The following is a 24,984-nucleotide window of genomic DNA, read 5'->3' as shown; positions in this document are numbered from 1 at the left end:
GCGGTCGCGGCGGCGGCCGTCGCGGTGGCGCTCGGCGTGGCCGTGCGCGGCGGCGGGGACGAGCCCGCCGCGCCGCCCGCCGCGGTGGTCGCGATGACGCCGGTGGGCCAGGACGAGCTGACGGCGACGATCAGCCTGCAGGGCGTGGCCTGGGGCACCCGCATGCACCTGGCGTGCACGGAGGAGGCGGACGACGAAGCGGCCGACACCACCTACGCCCTGGTGGTCACCGACGCCGACGGCGGCACCCAGCAGGTGGCCACCTGGCGCGGCCTGCCGGGCCGCACCGCGGAGCTGGACGCGGCCACCGACCTCGACCCGGACCAGATCGCTGCGATCGAGGTGGTCGTCGTCGACACCGGGGAGCCGGTGCTCACCCACGCGACGACGCCGTCGTGAGACCTCCGGTCAGGCGCCGCCAGCCCGCACGCGCGCGGCGCACTCGAGGATCACCTCGGCGGCGCGGGCGGCCTCCTCGAGGTCGGTGCGCCACGAGGAGACGCTGACCCGCATCGCCGTGGCGCCCTGCCAGACCGTCGGCCCGCACCAGATCCGCCCGTCCGCCTGCACGGCCTCGACGAGCGCCTCGGTCAGCCCGCCGGCCGGCCCGCCGAGCCGCACCAGCACCTGGTTGAGCACCACGTCGTTGACGACCTCGAGGCCGCCCTCGCCGAGGCGGGTCGCGATCAGGGCGGCCGCGTCGCAGGAGCCCTGGACCAGCTCGGCGACGCCGGACCGGCCGAGCGCGCGGAGCACCGCCCAGACCTCGACCTGGCGGGCGCGCTGCGAGGACTGCGGCGTGTGGTGCATCGCCTCGAACCCGACGTCCGGTGGGAGGTAGCCCGCGGAGGCGGCGAACGTGCGCCGCAGGTCGCCGGCGTCGCGGACGAACGCGATGCCGCTGTCGTAGGTGACGTTGAGCCACTTGTGGGCGTCGGTGGCCCAGGAGTCGGCCCGCGCCAGGCCGCGGACCAGGTGGCCGCGGGTGGGATCGGCGAGCGCCCACAGCCCGAACGCCCCGTCGACGTGCAGCCACGCGCGCCGCTCGGCCGCCCAGTCCGCGATCGCGTCGAACGGGTCGAAGGCGCCGGTGTTGACCTCGCCGGCCTGCGCGCAGACGAGCACCGGACCGGTGGCGGCCGGGAGGTCGGTGGCGACCATGCGGCCCTGGTCGTCAGCCGGCACCACGTGGACGCGGTCGCGCCCCAGTCCGACGAGGCCGAGCGACTTCGACAGCGTGGAGTGCGCCCGGGCGCCCACGACCACGGTGATCGGCGGGGCACCGAACAGGCCGTCGGACTGGACGTCCCACCCCTCCCGGGCCAGCAGCGCGTCGCGTGCCGCGGCCAGCCCCGTCGCGTTGGCCACGGTCGCCCCGGTGACGAAGGCGACTCCGGCGCTCGCGGGCAGGCCCAGCAGGTCCAGCAGCCAGGCCCGCGTGATGTCGTACAGGCGCGCGGCGACGGGGGACATCGCGGGCAGTGCGGCGTTCTGGTCCCAGGCGTCCGCGAGCCAGGCGGCACCCAGCGCCGCGGGGTGCGCGCCGCCGATGACGAAGCCGAAGTAGCGGCCGCCCGTGCTGGCGATCGTCGCCGGGCTGCCGGCGGCGTCGAGCAGGCGCAGCGTCTCCTCGACGCCCCGGCCGGCGTCGGGCAGCGCCTCGTCGAAGGCGGCGAGCCCGTCGAGCGCGCCCCGGCACGGTGCCGCGTCGCGCGCGTCGATCGATCGTGCGTAGGCCACGGCGGCCTCGGCCGCGGCTTCCAGGGGATCCACGGTCCCACTCTCGCACCACGCGGCGGCGACGGAGTGGAACGAGTTCTCGTTTTCCATTGCCACCGGCCTCCGGGCGGGCCTAGGTTGGACAGGTGTCCAGCGGTGCGCTGGGCGCCGGTGCGAGCCGTACCGGATGACGCGACGGAGGGTGGTCAGGTGACGGACAGGACGCGGGTGGGATTCGTCGGGCTCGGGGACATCGGCGGGCCGATGGCGCGGTGCCTGGCGGGCCGGCAGGAGGCGACCGGGATCGACCTCGAGGTCTTCGACCTGGATGCGGACCGGGTCGCCGCGGTCGTCGCGGCCGGCGCCAAGCCGGCCGGGAGCGTGGCCGAGCTCGCCACGGGGGACGTGCTCTGCGTCCAGGTCAACACCGACGCGCAGGTGCGCAGCGTGCTGGCCGAGGTGCTCGAGGTCCCGCGGGAGCGACCGCTGACCTTCGTCATCCACTCCACCGTGGCGCCGGACACCCCGGCCGAGCTCGAGGCCCTCGCTGCGCCCCACGACGTGCGGGTAGTCGACGCCCCCGTCTCCGGCGGCGCGATGGGGGCCGCCGACGGACGGCTCGCGATCATGGTCGGGGGCACCGACGAGGCGTTCGCGTCGATCCGGGACGTGCTGGGCGGGATGGCCGAGAAGGTCGTCCATGCCGGGCCGATCGGCGCCGGCACCCGGTTCAAGCTCGCGCGCAACCTGATGCACTACGCGGCGTACTGCGCCGCCACCGAGGCGCAGCGCCTCGCGGAGGCCGCGGGTCTCGACATCGTGGCGCTCGGTGACGTCGTCCGCCACACCGACGCGATCACCGGCGGCCCCGGGGCGATCATGCACCGCGACACCACCGCCGAGATGAGTCCCGACGACTTCTGGTGGGGGGCCTTCGACCACCTGCGGTTCCTGGCCGACAAGGACCTCGGGTTCGCCATCGAGCTCGCCGAGGAGCTCGGGGTCGAGACCCCGCTGGCGCGGCTGGCGCGCGAGCGGCTCGCACCGGGCCTCGGCTACCCCGAGGACTGAGGTCGGGGCGGTGGTCCTGTTCGACCCGTTCTCGGACGCCTACTTCGACGACCCCTACCCGACCTACCGGCGGCTGCGGGACGAGGCGCCCGTCCACTACAACGCCGACCACGACTTCTACGCGCTGAGCCGGTACGACGACGTCGCGCCCGCCCAGAAGGACTTCGCGACGTACTCCTCGGCCTACGGCGTGGACGTCGCGTCGGTGCACTCGGGCAAGTGGCGCGGCCTGCCGATGATGATCATGATGGACCCGCCCGAGCACCGCCGGATGCGGGCGCTGGTCAACAAGGTCTTCACCCCGCGCGCGATCGCCGACCTCGAGCCGATGGTGCGCGAGACGATCGGCGGGTTCCTCGCCCGCTGCGACCCCGCCGGGTTCGACGGGGTGGCCGACTTCGCCGCCCTGTTCCCGGTCGAGATCATCAGCCGGATGCTCGGGATCCCCGAGGGGGAGCGGCAGCAGATCCGGCACTGGCTCGACGCCGCCCTGCACCGGGACCCCGGCGAGGAGGAGATGGGGCCGGCGGGGGAGCGCGCGACCGCGGAGATGGGTGCCTACTTCTTCGACCTGATCAGGCGGCGCCGCGCCGACCCCCGCGACGACATGATCACCCGGCTGGTCGAGGCCGAGGTGGTGCGGGACGACGACGGCGGGCCCACCCGGCTCGACGACCTGGAGATCACCAGCTTCCTCAGCCTGCTCGGCGGCGCCGGCGCCGAGACGGTGACCAAGCTCCTCGGCAGCGCGCTGGTCGCCTTCGCCGACCACCCCGACCAGTGGGCGGCGCTACGGGAGGGCCGCGGCAGGATCCCGGCGGCGGTCGAGGAGGTGCTGCGCTTCGAGTCGCCCTCCCAGTACAACGTGCGCCGCAGCATGCGGGAGGTCGAGCTGCACGGCACCGCCATCCCGGAGGGCGCCGCGGTGATGCTCCTGGTCGGCTCGGCCAACCGTGACGAGCGAGCCTTCGACGACCCGGACCGCTTCGACATCGACCGGCCCGCCACCGGCCGTCCCAACATCGGCTTCGGCTACGGCGTCCACTCCTGCCTCGGCGCGGCGCTGGCCCGGATGGAGAGCCGCGTGGCGCTCGAGCTGCTGCTCGACCGCCTCCCGTCGTACGAGGTGGACCGGGCCGGCCTGCGCCGCGTCTCGATGGCCAACGTCGCGGGCTACTCCAGCGTGCCGGTGCGGCTCGCCGCCGCCTGACCGCGCGACGGTACGCCGACGGCCCGGCCTCCACGGGGGAGACCGGGCCGTCGGGTGGTGTCACCGGCGGGTCAGGGGCGTGCCTCGAAGGCGCAGCCCGAGCGCATGCCCGCCCGGCGCAGGATCGAGGCGGCCGGGCAGAACCCGGTGATGCTCGCCTGCAGCTGGTTGGCGCCGACGAAGGCGACCAGCAGGAGCCACCACGGGGAGACCGTGGCCGCCAGCAGCGCGCCGACCAGGCCGAGGGTGCCGGCCATGAAGAAGACCGCGCGGTCGATGTTCATCGCACTCATCGTGGTCCTCCTCAGTCGTGCGCGAAGGTGATGGTGGGCAGGATCTTGCGCAGCCACTTCGGCGAGGCCCAGGCGGCCTTGCCGGCCATCCGCAGCATCACCGGGAGCAGCACCAGGCGGACCAGGAAGGCGTCCAGGAGCACGGCGACACCGAGGATGACGCCCATCTCCTTGGGCGGCAGCGGGCCCGAGAGCGCGAAGGTGAAGAACACCGCCACCATGACGCCGCCGGCGGCGAAGATCACCCGGCCGGAGTGGGCCAGCGAGCCGACCATGGCCTCCTTGGCGTCACCCGAGCGCTCCCAGTGCTCCTTGGCCGAGGCCAGCAGGAACACGGTGTAGTCCATCGCGATCGCGAAGATCATCGCGAAGAAGAAGACCGGAGCCCAGGCGTCCAGGAAGCCCTGGTGCTCGAAGCCGAGCAGGTCCGAGCCGTGGCCCTCCTGGAAGATCAGCCGGGCGACGCCGAAGGCGGCGCCGGTCGACAGCAGGCTGGCCAGGGTGCCCAGCAGCGAGATCAGCGGGGCCTGCAGCGCGAAGAGCAGCAGCAGGAAGCCGAGCGCCAGCACCACGCCGATCACGATCGGGGTGGAGTCGTCGAGCTGGTTCTTCAGGTCGATGTTCTCGACCGCGGCGCCGCCCACCTGGGCGGAGTCGGGCAGGTCGGCGCGGAGCCGGTCGACGATGTCGAAGAGCTCCTCGTCGGAGGGGTCGACCGTCGGCACGGCCTGGATCAGCACCAGGTCGCTGTCGTCGGAGGCCGGGACCGCGGGCATCACGCCGGCGATGCCGGCGTCGTCGGCCAGGACGGTGGACGCCTGGTCGGCGTCCTCGGTCTCGGTGACGACCTGCAGCATGCCGGGCGCACCCTCGCCGAAGGCGTCCTGGACGAGGCCGTAGCCGACGCGGGCGCTGGCGTCCTCGGGCAGGACCTTGATCGACGGCATCGCGGTCTTGAGGCCGAGGATCGGGGCGGCCAGCGCGACCAGCACCACGACGGAGCCGAGGCCCCACACGAGCGGGTGGCGCCACAGGTGCTCGCCCCACTTCTGGAACTTCGGCGAGCGGTGCTCACCGGTGTGCACCCACGGCAGCGCGAACTTGTTGATCTTGTGGTCCAGCTTGAACAGGACCAGGGGCAGCAACGTCAGCGTCGCCCCGAGGATGAAGACCACCGAGATCATGATCCCGCCGGCCATCGAGCGGAACGACGGCGAGGGGACCAGCATCACGGCCGACAGCGAGATCAGCACGGTGGCGCCGGAGAGCAGGACGGCCTTGCCGGCGGTGTCCATGGTCTCGGCGACGGCCTGGCGCGCGGTCTTGTTGTGTCCCTCGCGGGCGGCGCGGTAGCGGACCACCAGGAAGAGCGCGTAGTCGATGCCCAGCGCGAGCGAGAACATCATCGCGAAGTTCATCGCCCAGATGGAGACCGGCATGAACTCGTTGAGCAGCACCAGGGAGCCCGCCGAGGCGACGAGGCCGGCCAGGGTGAGCAGCAGCGGGAGGCCGGCGGCCACGAGCGCGCCGAAGGCCAGCACCAGGATCGCCAGGGTCACCGGCCAGGAGTACATCTCCGAGGTCAGCATCGCCTCGAGGTTGGCCTCGTTGAAGTCCGACCACAGCAGCGAGGAGCCGGTGGGGTTGACCTGGACGGCGTCGGTGGAGAGCTCCTGCAGCTCCTCCTTGAGGTCGGTGGCGACCTTGACCATCTCGTTGGTGTCCACGCCGGCGCCGGCGAGCACGACCGCGGTCGAGCCGTCCTGCGACAGGCTGACGCCCGGCATCGGCTGCAGCACCTCGGCCAGGCGCGGCTCGGCCTCGAGGACGTCGACGACCTCGCCGAGCACCTCCTGGCCCTCGCCGGACTCCAGCGAGCCGTCGGTGCTGTGCACCACGACCTGGATCGCGTGGCTGGCGTTGCCGCCGAAGTGCTCCTCGGCCAGCTCGCGCACCGCGACCGACTCGGAGCCGTCGGCCTGCCAGCCGGCGCCGGACAGGTTCTTCTCGACGGCCGGGGCGAAGATGCCCAGGCCGATCACGATCGCGACCCACACGATCGTCACGAGCTTGCGGTGCTCGGTCACCCAGACTCCGAGTCGTCCCAGCGGGCCGGGGCCGGCCTTGGTGGACGGCGGCGTCTCCGTCAACTGCGCCACGGTGGCGTCTCCTTCTACGTTGGTCTTTAACCCCCCGGGGGGATGTTCGGGCGAGACCGTAGCACAACCCCCAGGGGGGTTAAGGAATCCTGAGAGGAAACCAAGACCGGGACGAGGGATGTGTCACCCTTCGCGGGGGGAACGGCACGAGGAGACCGCGATGAGCTCAGTCGGCGATGGGCGCGATCGAGGGATCCTCGGGCGGGAGGACGAGCTCCACTCGCTCGCGGTCCTGGTCGGCAACGCCCGCAACGGCCGCGGCGGCTCGCTCCTGCTGATCGGCGAGCCGGGCATCGGCAAGACGACGTTGCTGCGCCGGGGCAGCGTCGGCGACGGCATCCAGGCGCTGGCCGCTGACGGCTTCGAGGCGGAGTCCGCGCTCCCGTACGCCGGGCTGCAGCGCCTCTGCCGCCCCCTCCGGTCCCTGTCCGACCGCCTCCCGGTCCGGCACCGGCGGGCGCTGGCGACCGCGTTGGGGCTGAGCGACGGTCCGCCGCCGGACCGCTACCTGGTCGGCCTCGCGCTGCTCGACCTCCTGGCGAGTGCGGCCGCGAGGGCGCCCGTGGTCTGCAGTGTCGACGACGCGCACCTGATGGACCCCGAGACCCTCGACTCGCTCGCCTTCGTGGCGCGGCGGTTGCTGGCGGAGCCGGTGGTGATCCTGTTCGCGGGTCGCGACGAGGCCGGCCTGGTCGAGAGGCTCGGCGGCGTGCCGCGGATGTCGGTGCCCGGTCTCCCGTCCGATGCCGCGCAGCAGCTGCTCGCGACCTCGGCAGGAGGGCCGGTGGATCCCGCCGCCGCGGCCCAGATCGCGCACGCCACGGGCGGCAACCCGCTCGCGCTGATCGACCTCGCGGATTCCTACTCGTCCGACCGCCTGACCGCGCTCGGTGTGGCGGCCGACCCCGTCCCGGTCGGACGCCACCTGGAGGAGCACTACGCCCGGATCGCGCTCGCCGCGGGTCCCGAGGTCGCCGGTTGGGTGCTGCTGGCGGCGGCGGACGCGACGGGCGACGTCGACCTGCTCGCCGCCGCTGCCGCGCGCCTCGGCCTCGGGCCCCAGGCGCTGGACGGGGCCGAGGTGTCGGGGCTGGTCGAGGTGGGGGACGTCGTGAGGTTCCGCCACCCGCTGGTGCGCTCGGCGGTCTACAGCGCTGCGGACGGCGCCGCGCGCCGCCGGGCGCACCGGGCGCTGGCCGTGGCCGCCGAGGGCATGGGGCTCGTCGAGCGGGAGGCCTGGCACGCGGCTCGCGCCGCGGTCGGCACGGATGCCGGGGTCGCCGACCGGCTGGAGAAGGTCGCCGACCTCGCCGGGCGACGCGGAGGCGTCGCGTCCCGCGCCAGCACGCTGGCGCGGGCGGCCGAGCTGACCCCGCCAGGCCCGGCGCGCGACGCCCGGAGGGTCGGTGCCGCCGAGGCCGCGTTCGGCGCCGGCGCGGCGAGGTTCGCGGCCTCGCTGCTGGAGGGCATCGACGCCGGCGACGAGCGGATCGACGCGGTGGTGCGCGGGCGCGCGCTCCACCTCCGCGCCACGCTCGCGATCTTCGACGCGGACCCGAGCGCGCTCAGCGCGGCGCCGGCGACCCTCGTGGCGGCGGCCGACCTGTTCCGAGGGCGTGACCCGGAGCTGGAGCAGGGCGCGCTGCGCCGGGCGTTCGACGCCATGACGGCCACCGAGCGGGCGACGCACGGCCTCACCCCCGCGGAGCTCGGTCGACGGATCGCCGCCTGCGGCGCCTCCGCCGAGGGACCGCTGGCCGAGGTCCTGCGGGGCCTCGCCGCGCTCGTCGACCTGCCGTACGCCGAGGCCGTCGGACCGGCGCGCGAGGCGTTCCGTGCCGTCCTCGCGATGCCCGACGAGGACTACCTGCAGATGGGCGTGCCGATCGCGGCACTCGGAGCGTTCCTGTGGGACGAGGCCGGGAGATCGGCCGCGCTGGAGCGCGCCGCCGCGCTCGCTCGGGAGGCGGGCGCACTCCAGGTGCTGGACTCGCTGCTCTGGACGATGTCGCTGTCCGAGCTCAGTGGCGGCACTGTGGTGCGGTCGGTCGGCTACACCGACCTGGTCCGGGAGGTCCGTCGCACGATGGGGTACGACGCGGAGAACGTGATCAACGCGGCGGTGATGTCGTGGACGGGCTCGCCGCGCGAGCTCGTCCAGGCGATCGGCGACGGCGCCTCGGCGATCGGGTTCGGTGGGGTCGGCTCGGCCGCGGAGGCGGCCCTCGGGGTCCGCGACCTGGCCGAGGCGGCGTACGGCGCGGCCTTCGATCGGCTGCGGCCGCTCATCGAGCACCCGTTCCTGCAGGTGACCCCCCTTCAGTTCCCGGACTACGTGGAGGCCGCGGCGCGCAGCGGGCGCATGCCCGAGGCCCGCCGCTACGCGGAGCGGCTGGCGGAGCTGGCGGCGGTGAACGGCTCCGCCTGGTGCCGCGGGGTCGCCGAGCGCGCGGCCGGGATGGTCGCCGCCGGTCCCCGGGCGGACGAGCACTTCCGTGCGTCCCGGGCGGCGCTCGCCGGCACCGAGGCGGAGGTGGACCTGGGCCGCACCCTGCTCGTCCACGGCGAATGGCTGCGGCGGGCGCGGCGGCGGGCGGAGGCGGGCCGGACGCTGCAGGAGGCGATCCGGGTCCTCGCCGGCGCCGGAGCGGAGATGTTCCTCCCTCGCGCCCGCGCCGAGCTCGAGGCCTGCGGAATGCGGCCGGACCCGGTCCGCGGCGGGCCGACCCGCGACCTCACCCCGCGCGAGCAGTCGGTCGCCGAGCAGGCCGCGGCCGGCCGGACGAACGCCGAGATCGCCGCCCACCTGTACCTGAGCCCGAACACGGTCGACTACCACCTGCGCAAGGTGTTCCAGAAGCTCGGCGTCACCTCCCGTCGCCAGCTCGCCGACCGGCTCGCCGCGGCCGACTGAGGGGTCGGGCGGGCGGTCAGTCGGGGCGGCGAACGAGCGGTGTACCACCCAGGTGCCAGTGGTACACTCAGGGCATGCCGACCACCCGACCTCGGTACCAGGTCACGGAGACGCCCGACGTCGCTCGCGCGCTCGACCTGGCTGCGCGCCGGTGGCCCGGCGAATCCCGAAGCAGGCTGCTGCTGCGCGTTCTGCAGGCGGGGAGCGAGGTCCTGGAGGAGGAGCGCGTCGAGGCGATCGGCCGGCGGCTGGCGGCTCTGGACGAGACCAGCGGCAAGTACGCGGACGTGTTCAGCCCCGACTTCCTGGTCGAGCTGCGCGAGGACTGGCCCGAGTGATCACGCTGGATGCCAGCGTGGTGATCGCTCACCTGTACCCGCACGATCCGCACCACGCGGCGGCGACCGCCCTGCTGCGCGACCACGCCGATGAGGACCTGCTCATCCACTCGCTGAACCTGGCCGAGGTGCTGGTGGGCGGCGTGCGGGCCGGGCGTGGGCAGGAGCTGCTCGCCGACCTGGAGGCCATCGGCCTGCGGGTCGCCGGGACGGATGCGGGCGAGCCGATGCGGCTCGCCGGGCTCCGCGTCGAGACCGGGTTGAAGATGCCCGACTGCTGCGCCCTGGATGCGGCGGCGACGGCAGGGTCCGCCTTGGCGACCTTCGACGATCGCCTCGGTGCTGCCGCACGCCTGCGGCACATCGTCGTCCGACCCTAGCGACCAAGGATCGCTCGGAGCTCCGCGTGGTCCGGCGACGGACTACGTGGTTCACGTGGTCCGTGTGGTCCGTGGTCCGGGCCAGCCTGGTGGCGTCCCCTTCCGCCGCTCGCCTGGAGGTGCCCATGCCGACCGTGACCACCGACGACGGCGCGCAGATCTTCTTCCGCGACTACGGCACGAGCGGCACGCCCGTCCTGCTCAGCCACGGCTGGCCGCTCAGCTCCGACGCCTGGGAGGCGACGGCCCGCTTCCTCGCCGAGCACGGGCACCGGGTGATCGCCCACGACCGCCGCGGCCACGGCCGCTCCTCCCAGACCTGGGCCGGCAACGAGATGGACACGTACGCCGACGACCTGGCGTGCCTCATCGAGGCGCTCGACCTGCGCGACCTCACGCTGGTCGGCCACTCGACCGGCGGTGGCGAGGTCCTCCACTACCTCGCCCGGCACGGCAGCGCGCGCGTCGCCGGGCTGGTGCTGGTCGCCGCGGTCCCGCCGCTGATGCTGCGGGCCGACGACAACCCCGAAGGGCTGCCGATCGAGGTCTTCGACGGGCTGCGGGCGGGCGAGGCCGCGAACCGCTCGCAGCTCTACCGCGACCTGGCCGACGGCCCCTTCTTCGGCCACAACCGCCGCGGCGACGTCGCGCAGGGGTTCCGCGACGCGTTCTGGCTCCAGGGCATGGCCTGCGGCCACCGGGCGGCGTACGAGTGCATCGCCGCGTTCTCGGCCACCGACTTCCGCCCCGACCTGGCCGAGGTCGACGTGCCCACGCTGGTGATCCACGGCGACGACGACCAGATCGTGCCGTTCGAGGTGGGCGGGAAGCGGTCGGCCGAGCTCGTCGACGGCGCGGTGCTCACCGTCTACGCGGGCAGCGGTCACGCGCTGCCCGACACCGACCGCGAGCGGCTCAACGCCGACCTGCTCGCCTTCATCGACTCCTGACGTCCCACCCGAGAGGAACCCGTCGTGAACGCACCCGACACCGTCGTCCTGATCCACGGTCTGTGGATGACCCCGCGCAGCTGGGAGGGGTGGGTCGCGCACTACGAGGCCCAGGGCCTCACCGTGCTGACGCCCGCCTACCCCGGCTTCGAGATCGAGGTCGAGGCGCTGCGCGAGAACCCCGAGGTGATCGCGAACCTCACGGTCCCCGAGACCGTCGACCACCTGGCTGGGGTGATCGAGTCCGTCGAGGTGCCGCCGATCATCATCGGCCACTCCTTCGGCGGCACGCTGACCCAGCTGCTGCTGGCCCGGGGCCTGGGCTCGGCCGGGGTGGTCATCGACTCCGCGCCCACCGAGGGCGTCCGGGTCAGCCCGGTCTCCCAGGCCCGGTCACTCTTCCCGGCGCTGAAGAACCCCGCCACCCGGCACCGGGCGGTCGCGTTCACCCCCGAGGAGTTCCACTACGCCTTCACCAACACCCTCACGGCGGAGGAGTCGCTGAAGGCGTGGGAGCGCTACGCCGTCGCCGCGCCCGGCCACTGGATCTGGGAGTACGGGCTGTTCGCCAACTTCAAGCCGGGCCACCAGGACACCTGGGTGGACTACAAGGCCGACCGCGCGCCACTGCTCTTCATCGCCGGGGCTCGGGACCACATCATGCCCCCGTCGGTGAACCGGTCGAACGCCAAGCACTACCGGCACTCGCCGGCGCTGACCGAGTACGTCGAGCTCGAGGGCCGCGACCACTGGACCTGCGCCGCGCCCGGCGGGGAGGCGGTCGCCGACCGTGCGCTCGCCTGGGCCCGGGAGCACGCCCAGCCCGCGCAGCCCTGGGCGACCGCGTCCGCCTGACCGGTGGCCGCCGCCGCACGGATCAGCGGTACGACGGCGACCGGCTGGCCCGGCTCGCCGCCGTCCGCTGCAGCAGCGGCAGCACCCGCGGGGCGATCAGCGTGCCGAGCACCACCACGCTGGTGGAGCGCACCACCGACCCGGACCGGTTGAGCTCCAGGAGCGTGTCCTGCAGGTCGGCGTGGTCGGAGGCCGCGACCCGGCAGACCACGTCCGCCGTCCCGGTGGTGACGTAGGCCTCGAGGATGGTCGGGATCGCCTCCAGCTCGGAGGCGACCTCGTCGAGCGCGCCCTGGGCGATCTCCAGGGTGACGAACGCCGACAGCGGGTGGCCCGCCGCCTCGAGGTCGACGTCGGGGCCGTAGCCGGTGATCACGCCGGCGTCCTCGAGGCGCTGGATGCGCGCCTGGACGGTGGCCCGCGCCACCGAGAGCTGCCGGGACAGCTCGAGCGGACCGGCGCGCGGCCGGTCCCGCAGGGCGGTGAGCAGCGCGAGGTCGAGCTGGTCGAGGTCCATGTCCTACCTCCTGCCGTCAATGCTAGGCGGTCAGCCTAGTTCCAGGCTGCCGTCGCGGGGCGGAGTAGGCGCTCGGCGTACCTCCCGGTGGTCAGGTTGTGCAGCGGCGATTCCCCGTCTTGGCTGTGGGTGACGCGGATCACATCCGCGTCGTTCTGTACTGCCGTGGAGGGAGCACCCATGACCATCGCCGACCACCTCACCGACGCCGAGCGCCTCGCCCACCTGGACCTCGACCAGCTGCGCCGGCTGATCGGGCTCGTCGAGTACGACGACGCCTCCGACCCGTTCCCGGTCACCGGGTGGGACGCGGTCGTGTGGGCCGTCGGCAACGCCGTGCAGACCTCGCACTTCTTCCAGTCGGCGTTCGGGATGGACCTGGTCGCGTACTCCGGCCCGGAGACCGGCAACCGCGACCACCACGCGTTCGTGCTCACCAGCGGCGCGGTGCGCTTCGTGATCACCGGGGGCGTCACCCCCGACAGCCCGGTCACCGCCCACCACGCACGGCACGGCGACGGCGTCACCGACATCGCGCTCGAGGTGCCCGACGTGGACCGCTGCATCGAGCACGCCCGGGCCAAGGGCGCGATGGTGCTGGTCGAGCCGCACGACGAGAGCGACGAGCACGGCACCGTCCGGCTGGCCGCGATCGCCACCTACGGCGAGACCCGGCACACGCTCGTCGACCGCAGCCGGTACGACGGCCCGTACCTGCCCGGGTACGTGGCCCGCAGCTCCGCCATGGCGCGCGGGGGCGAGGGCGCGCCGGTCTTCCAGGCGCTCGACCACGTGGTCGGCAACGTCGAGCTCGGCCGGATGGACGAGTGGGTGGACTTCTACCGCCGGGTCATGGGCTTCACGAACATGGCCGAGTTCATCGGCGACGACATCGCCACGGACTACTCGGCGCTGATGAGCAAGGTCGTGGCCAGCGGCAACCACCGGGTGAAGTTCCCGCTCAACGAGCCGGCGATCGCCCGCAAGCGCAGCCAGATCGACGAATACCTGGAGTTCTACGGCGGCCCCGGCGCCCAGCACCTCGCCCTGGCGTGCGAGGACATCCTGGCGGCGGTGGACCGGCTGCGCGCGGCGGGCATCGAGTTCCTGGCGACCCCGGACTCCTACTACTCCGACCCCGAGCTGCGGGCCCGGATCGGCGAGGTCCGGGTGCCGATCGAGGAGCTCGCCTCCCGCGGGATCCTCGTCGACCGCGACGAGGACGGCTACCTGCTGCAGATCTTCACCAAGCCGGTCGGCGACCGGCCCACGGTCTTCTTCGAGCTGATCGAGCGGCACGGCTCGCTGGGCTTCGGGAAGGGCAACTTCAAGGCGCTGTTCGAGGCGATCGAGCGCGAGCAGGAGAAGCGGGGCAACCTCTAGCGGTGGTTGAGGTGCGAGCGAAGCGAGCCTCGAAACCACCAGGAAGGGACCACTGACATGGCTCACTACCAGCGTATGGGCGACGTCCCGCCGAAGCGCCACACCCAGCACCGCGGCCCCGACGGCGAGCTCTACTACGAGGAGCTGATGGGGGAGGAGGGGTTCTCCTCCGACTCCTCGCTGCTCTACCACCGGCACGTCCCGTCGGCGCTGGTCGACGCCCGGCCCTGGGCGCTGCCGGAGCAGGCGACGACCGCGAACGCGCCGCTGCTGCCGCGCCACCTGGCACCGCACACGCTCTTCGCGGACGCGGCCGGGCAGGTCGACGCCGACGCGGTGGCGAAGACCGACGCCGTCACCGGCCGGCGGCTGCTGCTCGGCAACGCCGACGTGCGGATCGGCTACGTCGTCGCCGGCGCCCCGTCGCCGCTCTACCGCAACGCCACCGGCGACGAGTGCGTCTTCGTCGAGGACGGCACGGCGCTGGTGGAGAGCGTCTTCGGCGACCTGGTCGTCGGCCCCGGCGACTACGTGGTGATGCCGCGCGCCACCACCCACCGCTGGGTGCCGACCGGCGACGCGCCGCTGCGGCTGTACGCGATCGAGGGCAACAGCCACATCGGCCCGCCGAAGCGGTACCTGTCGCGCTACGGCCAGCTGCTCGAGCACGCGCCGTACTGCGAGCGCGACCTGCGCCCGCCCACGCCGCCGCACGAGGAGGAGGACCGGGACTACGAGGCGGACGGGGGCTTCGAGGTCTACCTCAAGCACCGCGGCACCGGTCCGGGGGCGAGCGGCGGGCTGGTCGGCACGGTCCACGTCCTGCCGCACCACCCCTTCGACGTGGTCGGCTGGGACGGCTGCCTCTACCCCTACGCCTTCAACGTGGCCGACTTCGAGCCGATCACCGGCCGCGTCCACCAGCCGCCGCCGGTGCACCAGGTCTTCGAGGGCCACAACTTCGTGGTCTGCAACTTCGTGCCGCGGAAGGTCGACTACCACCCGCTCGCGGTGCCGGTGCCGTACTACCACTCCAACGTCGACTCCGACGAGGTGATGTTCTACGTCGCCGGCGACTACGAGGCGCGCAAGGGGTCGGGGATCGGTGTCGGCTCGATCACCCTGCACCCGGGCGGCTACCCGCACGGCCCGCAGCCGGCCGCGATCGAGGCCAGCCTCGGCGCCGAGCGGTTCGACGAGCTCGCCGTCATGGTCGACACCTTCCGCCCGCTCGACCTGGGGGAGGGCGGTGCCGCCTGCGACGACGGCGCCTACGCCTGGACCTGGGCCGGCGGCAGGAACGGCGCATGACCGGCTTCGGCGTCTACCTCGACCACGGCGGCGTACGGCGGGTGGGCTGGCGCGCCGGGGAGCACGTGCTCGACCTCGGCACCCTCGCCCGCGCGGACCGCCCCGCCCTCGGGCCGTTCCTGGCGTGCGGCTCCCTCGACGCGCTGCTCACCGCCGGGCCGGCGGTGTGGGCCGACGCCCTGGAGGCGGCACTGGCGTGGGAGGAGGCCGGAGCGGACCGGGTGCCGCTCGACGACGCCCGCCCGGTGCTCGGCTTCACCGTCGCCGACTACGTCGACTTCTACGCCTCCGAGCACCACGCCGCGCACGTGGGCCGGCTGTTCCGCCCGGGCCAGCCGCCGCTGCCGGCCAACTGGAAGCACCTGCCGATCGGCTACCACGGCCGCGCCGGCACGGTGGTGGTCTCCGGCACCCCGATCACCCGGCCCTCGGGCCAGGTGCGCTGCCCGGACGGGACGATCGCGTTCGGGCCGAGCGCCCGCCTGGACCTCGAGGCCGAGGTGGGGTTCGTGGTCGGGGTGCCGGCCGACCGCCCGGTCCCGCTGGGGCGCTTCGCCGACCACGTCTTCGGCGTCTGCCTGGTCAACGACTGGTCCGCGCGCGACATCCAGGCGTGGGAGTACGTGCCGCTCGGGCCGTTCCTCGGCAAGTCCTTCGCCACGTCGGTCTCGCCCTGGGTGGTGCCGCTGGCGCTGCTCGACGCCGCGCGGGTGGCGCCGCCGCCGCGCGACCCGCGCCCGTTGGCGTACCTGGACGACACCGACGCCGAGCCGTGGGGCCTGGACCTGCAGCTGGAGGTGCTGGTCAACGGCGCCGTGGTCGCCGCCCCGCCGGCGGCGAGCCTGTACTGGACCGGGGCCCAGCAGCTGGCGCACCTGACCGTCAACGGAGCCACCCTGCGCTGCGGCGACCTGTTCGCCTCCGGCACGGTCAGCGGCCCCGCCCCCGACCAGGCCGGGTCGCTGCTGGAGCTCACCGAGAACGGCACCGAGCCGCTCACCCTGCCCGACGGCAGCGTCCGCGGGTTCCTCGAGGACGGCGACGAGGTCGTGGTCCGGGCGACCGCCCCCGGGGTCGGCGGCACCGAGGTGGACCTGGGTGAGGTGGCGGGCCGGATCACCCCGGCGGTTGGCCCCGCGCTGTCATGATGGCGGTGTGACGGACCAGGCCACGGCCCAGACCAGCGACCAGACCGGCGACCGGATCCAGACGCGCCACGCACCCGAGCGGCACCGCTACGAGATCCTCGACGGCGACCACCGGGTCGGGTTCACGGTGTACCGGCTCCCCGACGACGAGCACGTCGACTTCGTGCACACCGAGATCGACGAGGGGTACGCCGGCCGCGGCCTCGCCGGGCGGCTGATCGCGTTCGCGCTGGCCGACGTGCGGGCGCAGGCGAAGCGGATCATCCCGCACTGCCCGTTCGTGGCCGGGTGGATCGGCAAGCACCCCGAGTACGAGGGGATCACCGACCGCCCGGCCGACTGATCCGACCGGGTTCAGGGCCGAGCGCTGCGGGAACGCCAGGCGAGTGCCGCCGACGCGGCCGTCAAGGGTGTCCACAGGGCCCGCTCGACCGGCGACCTGGAGGCACCGTTCGCGACCGTCCCGAGGGCCATGACGGCGCTCAGGGCCGTGAACGCGCGGGAGCGCGCCGCGGGTGACCCGGTCCCGCGGAGGATCAGGACCGCGCCGGTTCCGTAGGCGAGGGCGGCGAGACCGCTCACCGCGCGAAGTCGGCCGGGGAGGGTGCCGGGACGGCTCCCGCCGTAGGCCGCTCGGCCCCACGGCGCGCCGCAGGCGAGGGCACCCTGGAAGTCGGCGAGGACCAGGAGCGTCGCGGCGGTGGCCGCCTCCGAACGGCTGACGTGCACCTCCGCAGGCTAGCGCGGGGCGCGGGTCGTGTGCCCCACGCATCGGAATGACGGCTTCTCAGGCACACGACCCCGCCCCGGCCCCCTCACCAGCCGGCGGTCGCCAGCCCCACGACCGCGCCCCCGGCGATGAACCACGCGCTGTTGAGCCGCGTCCGCCACAGGCCGAGCAGCGTGACGGCGAAGAGCGCCACGGTGAGGACGTCGACCAGCCCCTCCCGTGCCAGCCGCCCGAAGACGCCGACCATCAGCGCCACCGCGGCGGTGCTCAGCCCGTCCAGGACCGCGGCGGTCCACGGCCTGCTGCGCAGCCACCCGGTGAGCCGGGTCAGCAGGCCCACGAAGACGAACGACGGCAGGAAGATCGCGACCGTCGCGATCACCGCGCCGGGCCAGCCGGCCACCAGGTACCCCACGAACGTCGCGGTGGTGAAGACCGGGCCCGGCGTCACCTGGCCGACCGAGACCGCGTCGACCAGCTGCTCGGTGGTGATCCACCCCAGCCGGTCCACGAACTCGCCGTCGAGGAAGGTGATCAGCACGTAGCCGCTGCCGTAGAGCACCGCCCCGATCCGCAGCATCGACCAGAAGAGCTGGGCGTAGCGGTCCGGGTCCGGCTGCCCCAGCGCCGGCGCGGCCAGCAGGGGAGCGACCAGCGCCGCCGTGCCGTCGGCCCGCAGCCGCCCCGCGGCGTGCATCAGCGCCGCGACCGCGCCGCCCCCGAACAGCACCACCAGCTCGTTCACGCCGAGCAGGTACGCCGTCAGCGCGAGCGCCGCGAGCACCACCCAGCGCACGGCGGAGAAGACCGTGGGCGCCAGGCCGATCACCGCCCAGGCCACGATCGCCAGCATCACCGGCACCACGCCGTACAGCAGGCCGGTCAGGGCGGGCGTGTCGCCGTACTCGACGTAGGCCCAGGCCAGCCCGGCGACGAGGAACGCCGCGGGCAGGATGAAGCAGGCGCCGGCGACCACGAGGCCCCGCCAGCGGGCACGGTCGTGGCCGAGGTGGATCGCCAGCTCGGTGGAGTTGGGGCCGGGGATGAGGTTGGTCGCGGCGACCAGGTCCAGGAACCGTCGGTCGTCGACCCAGGCGCGGCGCCGGACCAGCTCCTCGCGCATCAGCGCGACGTGCGCGGCGGGGCCGCCGAACGCGACCAGGCCGAGGCGCAGGAAGACGCCGGCGACCTCGCGGGCGGATCCGGGGACTCCCGGTCGGCCGGGCGGTGACTGCTCCACGGCACGCATGATGCCCGGCCGACGCGCCGTCCGCGGGGGTCGACCGGCCGCCGTCCCCATTCCGGGGTCCCGGGTTCATTCGGCGGTCACGTGCGAGCGTGCCCGGATTCACCCGCCGCCGATTGGCTGCGGCCCATGTCAACTGTGCACCCCGACCACCGCGCCCCGCTCCCGCTGATCCCTCTCGACGAGCGCGAGGGCCACCGGCACGGCTCCCGCTCCTACCTGACCTGCCTCTACCGCTGCGGCAACGCCTGCGACATGCCGGTCCCCAACACCACCGACCACCCCACGATGGCCGAGGAGATCACCAAGGCGATGGGCCGCCGCTCGGTGCTGCGCGGCGCCGCGATCGGCGGCGGCGCGCTGGTGCTCAGCGGGACCGCCGGCACCGTGGCCGCCGCCGCGGCCGACGTGGCCGAGCGCCCGCACACGTCGAAGCCCCACGGTGGCGCGATGGCGCGCGCCGACTTCACCGCGGTGCCCCCGAACCGGCGGGACGCGGTGGTGCTGCCGGAGCGCTTCGACCACAACGTGATCATCCGCTGGGGCGACCCGGTCCTCCCCGGCGCGCCGGCCTTCAACCCGCGGGCGCTGACGGTCGAGGCCGTCAAGAAGCAGTTCGGCTACAACAACGACTACGTCGGCGTCGTGCCGCTGGGCCGCGACACCGCGCTGATGGTCGTCAACCACGAGTACGACGACATCACGCTGATGTACCCCGCGGGCACCTACAGCCCCGAGGAGATCGCCTGGCTGGGCATCTACACCCACGGCCTCTCGGTGGTCACCATCAAGAAGGGCCGGGTCCCCGGCTCCTGGTACCGCGAGACCAACCTGGCCAAGGCGCGCAAGAACCGCCGGATCAACGCCGACACCACGTTCGAGCTGACCGGCCCCGCCGCCGGCCACGACCTGCTGAAGACCACCGCGGACGCGACCGGAACGAAGGTCAAGGGCACCTTCAACAACTGCGCCGGCGGGCTCACCCCGTGGGGCACGATCCTGTCCGGCGAGGAGAACTTCAACCAGTACTTCAACACCCCGGGCGAGCTGCCCGCCGGGCCGACCCTGGAGGACGGCACCGAGCTGACCACCTCCTACAGCCGCTACGGCATCGGCCAGAACGCCGGCGACCCGCGCAAGTGGTACTCCGTCGACGACCGCTTCGACCTGGAGAAGCAGCCGAACGAGCCGCACCGCTTCGGCTGGGTGGTCGAGGTCGACCCGATGGACCCGACGTCGACCCCCGTCAAGCACACGATGCTGGGCCGGTTCAAGCACGAGGGCGCCAACGTGACGCTGTCGAAGTCCGGCCACGCCGTCGTCTACATGGGCGACGACGAGCGGGGCGACTACCTCTACAAGTTCGTCTCCTCGGCGCGGTTCTGGCGGGGCAAGGGCCGCAAGGCGCACGCCCACAACAAGAAGCTGCTCGACAAGGGCACCCTCTACGTCGCCCGCCTCACCGGCGACGGCACCGAGGACGGCGTCTACGACGGCACCGGCGAGTGGCTGCCGCTGTGCAGCGACACCACGTCGTACGTGCCCGGGATGACGGTCGAGGAGGTGCTGATCTTCACCCGGCACGCCGCCGACCTGCTCACCCCGACCCGGATGGACCGGCCCGAGGACGTCGAGATCAACCCGGTCAACGGCAAGGTCTACGCGGCGCTGACCAACAACTCCAACCGCGGCACCGCGTTCGACCCGGACGAGGCCAACCCGATCACCGCCTCGATGGTGCGCTCCAGCCCGGTCAGCGAGCTGACCGAGGCGACGGGCAACCGCAACGGCTACATCCTGGAGATGACCCCGAAGAGCGGGAACCACGACCTCGACACGTTCACCTGGGACCTGTTCCTGGTGTGCGGCGACCCGGAGGCCCCCGAGACCTACTTCGCCGGGTTCCCGAAGGACGCGGTCAGCCCGATCAGCTGCCCCGACAACGTCACCTTCGACAGCCTCGGCAACCTGTGGATCGCCACCGACGGCAACGCGCTCGGTGCCAACGACGGCCTGTTCCGGGTGCCGGTGGCCGGTGCGAAGCGTGGCCAGGTCAAGCAGTTCCTCTCGGTGCCCCGGGGCGCTGAGTGCTGCGGCCCGCTGATGTACGACGGCGACAAGTCGCTCTTCTTCGCCCCGCAGCACCCGGGCGAGGTCTCCGGCGCGTCCTTCGACGAGCCGGCGAGCACGTGGCCGCACAGCAACGACTTCCCGCGGCCGTCGGTCTGCGTGGCGTACAAGCTGGGCTGACGCGGGCTGGGCTGACGCGGCTGCGTCGAGGACGGGCGAGGCCCCGGGCGCCTGGGGGCGTCCGGGGCCTCGCCGTACGTGCTGGCGGTGGGTGGGCCGGCGGGCCGGCGGGTGCCAGGGCGGGTGCGGGTCGTGTGCCTCAGGCTCATCACGCGCCACACCTGACGGGCACTTCGGTTGCTTGACGGGCGTTGCACTGCCTGTCAAGCAACCGAATCACCGGCCGACCGGTGATTCATGCACCACTCAGGTGATCGTCATCCCACCATCCACGGGCAGCGTCTGCCCGGTGATGTACCCCGCCGCATCGGACGCCAGGAACACCACGGTCGCGGCGAGCTCCGCCGGGTCGCCCTTGCGCCCCATCGGGATCCGCGCCTGCTGCTGCTCGAGGTAGCCCGGCGGGTACCCGTCGGTCATCTCGGAGACGAAGAAGCCGGGCGCGATCGAGTTCACCCGGATCCCCTTGCGGCCGGTCCACTGCTGGGCCAGGTCGCGGGTCATCCCGTTCAGGCCGGCCTTGGAGGCGGCGTACGCGGCCTGGGGGAGCCCGGCGGTGGTGATGCCGAGCACCGAGGAGATGTTGATGATGCTGGAGCCGGGCTGCATCACCCGGCCGCACGCCTGGGCCATCCAGTAGCAGCCGTTGAGGTTGACGTCGATCACCTGGCGGAACTGGTCGGGGGTCTCGCGCGTCGCCGGTACGGCGGTGCCGATGCCCGCGTTGTTGACCAGGATGTCGACGCGGCCGAACGCCTCCATCGCGGCCGTGACCAGCGCGGTGCAGGAGTCGGGGTCGGCCACGTCGGTGCCCACCGAGATGGCGCGGCGGCCGGCGTCGGTGACCAGCTTCTCGGTCTCGGCCAGGCGGTCGACGCGGCGGGCGCCGAGGGCGACGTCGGCGCCGGCCTCGGCCAGCGCGCGGGCGAAGGAGACACCGAGGCCGGAGGAGGCGCCGGTGACGACGGCGACCTTGCCGTCCAGTCGGAACATGTCGGGGAGGGTCATGGGGGGAGAGGCTACGGGGTTGAGGCGGTACCCTGGGGGCGTGACCATCCGGACACTCCTCCTTATCTAGCCGCGTCGTTCCCTGACCTTCACGAACGACGCGGCCGCCCCTTGCAGCGCGAGGGGCTTTTGCATGTCCGGACCACCAGCGGAGCACGAGAGAGACCCACATGCGCGAGCAGACCGACCAGATCCCCACCAGCGAGTCCGGCGAGACCGGCCCCGCGTCGTACGACGCCCTGGCGGTGGAGGAGAAGTGGCTCCCGGTCTGGGACGAGATCGACCCGTTCAAGGCCGACGACGCCGCCGTGCTGTCGGGGGAGCGCCTGAAGAAGTACGCGCTGACGATGTTCCCGTACCCGAGCGGCGACCTGCACATGGGTCACGCCGAGGTGTTCGCGATCCACGACGTGATCTCGCGGTACTGGCGCCTGCGCGGCTTCGAGGTACTGAACCCGATGGGCTGGGACTCGTTCGGCCTGCCCGCCGAGAACGCCGCGATCCGCAACGACACGCACCCGGCGACCTACACCTACGGCAACATCGACACCCAGTTCGCGTCGATGAAGCGGTACGGCGTCAGCTTCGACTGGTCGCGCCGGCTGCACACCTCCGACCCGGAGTACTACCGCTGGACGCAGTGGCTGTTCCTGAAGCTGCGCGAGCAGGGCCTGGCCTACCGCAAGAACAGCCCGGTCAACTGGTGCCCGAAGGACCAGACCGTGCTGGCCAACGAGCAGGTGCTGGCCGACGGCACCTGCGAGCGCTGCGGCGCGGAGGTCACCAAGCGCGAGCTGACCCAGTGGTACTTCCGCACCACCGCCTACGCCCAGGAGCTGTACGACTGCCTGGACGACCTGCAGGACGACTGGATCGGCAAGGTCGTCAACGCCCAGCGCAACTGGATCGGCCGCTCCGAGGGCGCCCACGTCACCTTCGACGTCGAGGGCCACGAGCCGATCACCGTCTTCACCACCCGCCCCGACACGCTGTGGGGCGCGACGTTCATGGTGGTCGCCGCGGACGCCAAGATCGCGGAGAAGCTGGTCAGCGACGAGCAGCGTCCCGCGCTGCACGCCTACCAGGACGAGGTCCGCAAGGCGTCCGACATCGACCGCCTGGCCACCGACCGGCCGAAGAGCGGCGTCTTCCTGGGCGTGCACGCGACCAACCCGATCAACGGCGAGCGGATCCCGGTCTGGGCGTCGGACTACGTGCTGGCCGACTACGGCACCGGCGCGATCATGGCGGTGCCCGCCCACGACCAGCGCGACCTGGACTTCGCCCGGGCGATGGACCTGCCGGTGCGGATGGTCGTCGACACCGGCGAGGAGGACCCGGCGGTCTCCGGCGTCGCCACCGCCGGCAACGGCACCTACGTCAACTCCGGCCCGCTGGACGGGAGGACCGACAAGGTCGAGGGGATCCACGCCGCGATCGAGCTGCTGGAGGCCGGCGAGCACGGCACCGGCACGGTGAACTTCCGGCTGCGCGACTGGCTGCTGTCGCGCCAGCGGTACTGGGGCGCCCCGATCCCGATCATCCACTGCCCGGTCGACGGCGAGGTCCCGGTGCCCGAGGACCAGCTGCCGGTCGAGCTGCCGGAGCTGCGCGGCGCCGACCTGAAGCCGAAGGGCACCTCGCCGCTGGGCGCCGCGACCGAGTGGGTCAACGTCACCTGCCCGACGTGCGGCGGCCCGGCCACCCGGGACACCGACACCATGGACACCTTCGTGGACTCGTCCTGGTACTTCTTCCGGTACCTGTCCCCGAACGACGACACCCAGGCGTTCGACTCCGCGCTGGCCAACGCGTGGGGCCCCATCGACCTGTACATCGGCGGCGACGAGCACGCGGTGCTGCACCTGCTGTACGCGCGGTTCTTCACCAAGGCGCTGCGCGACGCCGGGATGATCACCTGGGACGAGCCGTTCTCGGCGTACCTGAGCCAGGGCAAGGTCATCAACAACGGCCGCAAGATGAGCAAGTCGCTGGGCAACGGCGTCAACCTGGGCGAGCAGCTGGCCGAGTTCGGCGTGGACGCGGTGCGCCTCACGCTGGTGTTCGCCAGCCCGCCCGAGGACAACATCGACTGGGCCGACGTCTCGCCGGCCGGGTCGGCGAAGTTCCTGCAGCGCGCCTGGCGCCTGGCCGGCGACGTGACCTCCGAGCCGGGGGCCGACGTCACCGCCGGTGACCTGGCGCTGCGCAAGGTCACCGCCCGCACGGTCGCCGACGCGGAGAAGCTGGTGGAGTCCTACCGCTTCAACGTCGTCGTCGCCCGCGTCATGGAGCTGGTCAACGCGACGCGCAAGGCGATCGACTCCGGCTGCGGCCCGGCCGACCCCGCCATCCGCGAGGCCGCCGAGGCCGTCGCGATCCTGCTGTCGATGGTGGCGCCCTACACGGCCGAGGAGATGTGGGAGCGGCTGGGCCACGCCCCGACCGTCGCCCGCGCCGCCTGGCCGACCGTCGACCCGGCGCTGCTGGTCGAGGACTCGGTGACCGCCGTCGTCCAGATCCAGGGCAAGGTGAAGGCGCGCCTGGAGGTGGCCCCCGACATCGCCGCCGACGACCTGGAGGCCGCCGCGCTGGCCGACGAGGCCGTGGTCCGGGCGATCGACGGCCGCGCCGTGCGCAAGGTCATCGTGCGGGCGCCGAAGCTGGTCAACATCGTCGTCTGAGTCCGGGCCGAGGCGGGTCCCGGCCGGCCCGGTGCCGTCGGGCGGCGGTGGCCGACGCGGCGATGCCCTAGCCTTCGCGGCATGCCGATCGCGCTGGTCACCGACTCCACCGCCGAGCTCGGCGCCGCGCGCGCGGCCGAGCTCGGCGTGACGGTGGTGCCGCTACAGGTGGTGATCGGCGACGACTGCTTCGAGGAGGGCTCGCCGGAGGCGACCCCGGAGCGGATCGCGGCCGCGCTGCGGGACAAGCGGCCGGTGACCACCTCCCGCGCTGCGCCCGCGGTCTTCGCCGACGCCTACCGGCGGCTGGCGGAGGCCGGCGCCTCCGGGATCCTGGTGCTGCCCGTCTCGGCCGAGGTCTCCGGGACCTTCGAGTCGGCGACCCTCGCCGCCCGCGACGCGCCGGTCGAGGTGCGCTGCCTCGACGCCCGCCAGATCGGCCCGGCCACCGGCTTCGCCGTCGAGGAGGCCGCCGCGACCATCGCCGCGGGTGGGTCCCTGGACGACGCCGTGACGGCGGCGGGGGAGCGCGCGGCGGCCACCACCACCCTCCTGTACGTCGACAGCCTGGAGTACCTGCGCCGCGGCGGTCGGGTGGGCGGCACCGCCGCGCTGCTCGGCGGCGCGCTGGCGGTCAAGCCGCTGCTCACCATCGACGACGGCCGGGTGGTGCCGGCCGCCAAGGTGCGGACCGCCAACCGGGCGCTCGCGCGGAACGCGGCGTGCCCCCGGCGCCCCCGCACGCCGCGCAGCCGGAAGGAGACCGCGAGGAAGCACGGGTCGGCCGGCGTCCGGTCGGCGACGGTCTCGCGGTAGAC

21 protein-coding genes and 1 pseudogene are annotated in these 24,984 nt (G+C 73.3%); 15 read left to right on the top strand and 7 right to left on the bottom strand.

The window, feature by feature from the left end; translation table 11 throughout:
• Positions 1–399, top strand: a pseudogene (locus ABLM29_RS19760) (hypothetical protein); the annotation flags it as partial.
• Between the two features lie 9 nt (positions 400–408).
• Here ABLM29_RS19760 and ABLM29_RS19755 read toward each other — a convergent pair.
• The gene (locus ABLM29_RS19755) at positions 409–1,773 is read right to left on the bottom strand and encodes a pyridoxal phosphate-dependent decarboxylase family protein (protein WP_349716267.1); all 1,365 of its coding nucleotides are present in this window, start codon (positions 1,771–1,773) and stop codon (positions 409–411) included.
• A gap of 156 nt (positions 1,774–1,929) precedes the next feature.
• Here ABLM29_RS19755 and ABLM29_RS19750 point away from each other — a divergent pair, with 156 nt between their 5' ends.
• Both ABLM29_RS19750 and ABLM29_RS19745 read left to right on the top strand, forming a co-directional pair.
• Positions 1,930–2,790 carry an NAD(P)-dependent oxidoreductase gene (locus ABLM29_RS19750; RefSeq protein ID WP_349716266.1) on the top strand — a complete coding sequence of 287 codons (861 nt, stop codon included), beginning with the start codon at positions 1,930–1,932 and terminating at the stop codon, positions 2,788–2,790.
• A gap of 10 nt (positions 2,791–2,800) precedes the next feature.
• Positions 2,801–4,000 (top strand): cytochrome P450, encoded by a 1,200-nt coding sequence (locus ABLM29_RS19745; RefSeq protein WP_349716265.1) that lies wholly within the window; start codon positions 2,801–2,803, stop codon positions 3,998–4,000.
• A gap of 71 nt (positions 4,001–4,071) precedes the next feature.
• On the opposite strand, the gene ABLM29_RS19740 is transcribed toward ABLM29_RS19745, so the two are convergent.
• Together ABLM29_RS19740 and ABLM29_RS19735 are read right to left on the bottom strand one after the other, a co-directional pair.
• Positions 4,072–4,293: a YgaP family membrane protein gene (locus ABLM29_RS19740; RefSeq protein WP_349716264.1), complete on the bottom strand. Its 222-nt coding sequence runs from the start codon at positions 4,291–4,293 to the stop codon at positions 4,072–4,074.
• 11 nt (positions 4,294–4,304) lie between these two features.
• A complete protein-coding gene (locus ABLM29_RS19735; protein WP_349716263.1) occupies positions 4,305–6,452 on the bottom strand; it encodes an MMPL family transporter in 2,148 nt (715 codons plus the stop codon).
• A gap of 160 nt (positions 6,453–6,612) precedes the next feature.
• Between ABLM29_RS19735 and ABLM29_RS19730 the strand changes: the two genes are divergently transcribed.
• The 5 genes from ABLM29_RS19730 (at position 6,613) to ABLM29_RS19710 (ending at position 11,889) form a co-directional block, all read left to right on the top strand.
• Entirely contained in the window at positions 6,613–9,366 is a 2,754-nt protein-coding gene (locus ABLM29_RS19730; protein ID WP_349716262.1) for a helix-turn-helix transcriptional regulator, read from the top strand.
• A gap of 74 nt (positions 9,367–9,440) precedes the next feature.
• Positions 9,441–9,704 carry a hypothetical protein gene (locus tag ABLM29_RS19725; protein WP_349716261.1) on the top strand — a complete coding sequence of 88 codons (264 nt, stop codon included), beginning with the start codon at positions 9,441–9,443 and terminating at the stop codon, positions 9,702–9,704.
• Positions 9,701–10,084 carry a type II toxin-antitoxin system VapC family toxin gene (locus ABLM29_RS19720; RefSeq protein ID WP_349716260.1) on the top strand — a complete coding sequence of 128 codons (384 nt, stop codon included), beginning with the start codon at positions 9,701–9,703 and terminating at the stop codon, positions 10,082–10,084. Before ABLM29_RS19725 ends, ABLM29_RS19720 begins: the two co-directional genes overlap by 4 nt.
• A gap of 125 nt (positions 10,085–10,209) precedes the next feature.
• The gene (locus ABLM29_RS19715) at positions 10,210–11,034 is read left to right on the top strand and encodes an alpha/beta fold hydrolase (RefSeq protein ID WP_349716258.1); all 825 of its coding nucleotides are present in this window, start codon (positions 10,210–10,212) and stop codon (positions 11,032–11,034) included.
• A gap of 24 nt (positions 11,035–11,058) precedes the next feature.
• Complete coding sequence (locus ABLM29_RS19710; protein ID WP_349716257.1) at positions 11,059–11,889, top strand: alpha/beta hydrolase; 831 nt, start codon at positions 11,059–11,061, stop codon at positions 11,887–11,889.
• A 22-nt stretch (positions 11,890–11,911) separates the two neighbouring features.
• On the opposite strand, the gene ABLM29_RS19705 is transcribed toward ABLM29_RS19710, so the two are convergent.
• Positions 11,912–12,406, bottom strand: a complete 495-nt coding sequence (locus tag ABLM29_RS19705; RefSeq protein WP_349716255.1) for an Lrp/AsnC family transcriptional regulator — start codon at positions 12,404–12,406, stop codon at positions 11,912–11,914.
• Positions 12,407–12,586: 180 nt separating this feature from the next.
• Between ABLM29_RS19705 and hppD the strand changes: the two genes are divergently transcribed.
• Genes hppD through ABLM29_RS19685 form a run of 4 tightly spaced genes read left to right on the top strand, consistent with a single transcriptional unit; the run spans position 12,587 to position 16,591 of the window.
• Complete coding sequence (gene hppD, locus ABLM29_RS19700; RefSeq protein WP_349716254.1) at positions 12,587–13,789, top strand: 4-hydroxyphenylpyruvate dioxygenase; 1,203 nt, start codon at positions 12,587–12,589, stop codon at positions 13,787–13,789.
• Between the two features lie 57 nt (positions 13,790–13,846).
• Positions 13,847–15,100: a homogentisate 1,2-dioxygenase gene (locus tag ABLM29_RS19695; protein ID WP_349716253.1), complete on the top strand. Its 1,254-nt coding sequence runs from the start codon at positions 13,847–13,849 to the stop codon at positions 15,098–15,100.
• Positions 15,097–16,248 (top strand): fumarylacetoacetate hydrolase family protein, encoded by a 1,152-nt coding sequence (locus ABLM29_RS19690; protein WP_349716251.1) that lies wholly within the window; start codon positions 15,097–15,099, stop codon positions 16,246–16,248. The genes ABLM29_RS19695 and ABLM29_RS19690 overlap by 4 nt, the downstream gene beginning before the upstream one ends.
• Before the next feature lie 7 nt (positions 16,249–16,255).
• On the top strand, positions 16,256–16,591 hold the full coding sequence (locus ABLM29_RS19685; RefSeq protein WP_349716250.1) for a GNAT family N-acetyltransferase: 336 nt from the start codon (positions 16,256–16,258) through the stop codon (positions 16,589–16,591).
• 11 nt (positions 16,592–16,602) lie between these two features.
• Here the strand turns inward: ABLM29_RS19685 and ABLM29_RS19680 are convergent, their stop codons facing one another.
• Together ABLM29_RS19680 and chrA are read right to left on the bottom strand one after the other, a co-directional pair.
• Complete coding sequence (locus ABLM29_RS19680) at positions 16,603–16,977, bottom strand: hypothetical protein (protein ID WP_349716249.1); 375 nt, start codon at positions 16,975–16,977, stop codon at positions 16,603–16,605.
• Between the two features lie 86 nt (positions 16,978–17,063).
• Positions 17,064–18,218, bottom strand: coding sequence for a chromate efflux transporter (gene chrA / locus ABLM29_RS19675; RefSeq protein WP_349716248.1), 1,155 nt, complete (start codon positions 18,216–18,218; stop codon positions 17,064–17,066).
• Between the two features lie 135 nt (positions 18,219–18,353).
• Between chrA and ABLM29_RS19670 the strand changes: the two genes are divergently transcribed.
• Positions 18,354–20,474 (top strand): PhoX family protein, encoded by a 2,121-nt coding sequence (locus tag ABLM29_RS19670; protein ID WP_349716247.1) that lies wholly within the window; start codon positions 18,354–18,356, stop codon positions 20,472–20,474.
• A gap of 246 nt (positions 20,475–20,720) precedes the next feature.
• Here the strand turns inward: ABLM29_RS19670 and ABLM29_RS19665 are convergent, their stop codons facing one another.
• Complete coding sequence (locus ABLM29_RS19665; RefSeq protein WP_349716246.1) at positions 20,721–21,482, bottom strand: SDR family NAD(P)-dependent oxidoreductase; 762 nt, start codon at positions 21,480–21,482, stop codon at positions 20,721–20,723.
• A gap of 170 nt (positions 21,483–21,652) precedes the next feature.
• Here ABLM29_RS19665 and leuS point away from each other — a divergent pair, with 170 nt between their 5' ends.
• On the top strand, positions 21,653–24,166 hold the full coding sequence (gene leuS / locus ABLM29_RS19660) for a leucine--tRNA ligase (protein WP_349716245.1): 2,514 nt from the start codon (positions 21,653–21,655) through the stop codon (positions 24,164–24,166).
• An 81-nt stretch (positions 24,167–24,247) separates the two neighbouring features.
• Positions 24,248–24,982 carry a DegV family protein gene (locus tag ABLM29_RS19655; protein WP_349716244.1) on the top strand — a complete coding sequence of 245 codons (735 nt, stop codon included), beginning with the start codon at positions 24,248–24,250 and terminating at the stop codon, positions 24,980–24,982.
• Positions 24,983–24,984 lie beyond the last annotated feature (2 nt).

Origin of the sequence: Nocardioides sp. YIM 152588 (assembly GCF_040191335.1) — a bacterium.
Lineage (GTDB): Bacteria > Actinomycetota > Actinomycetes > Propionibacteriales > Nocardioidaceae > Nocardioides.
This window is presented reverse-complemented; position numbering and strand designations above follow the sequence as displayed.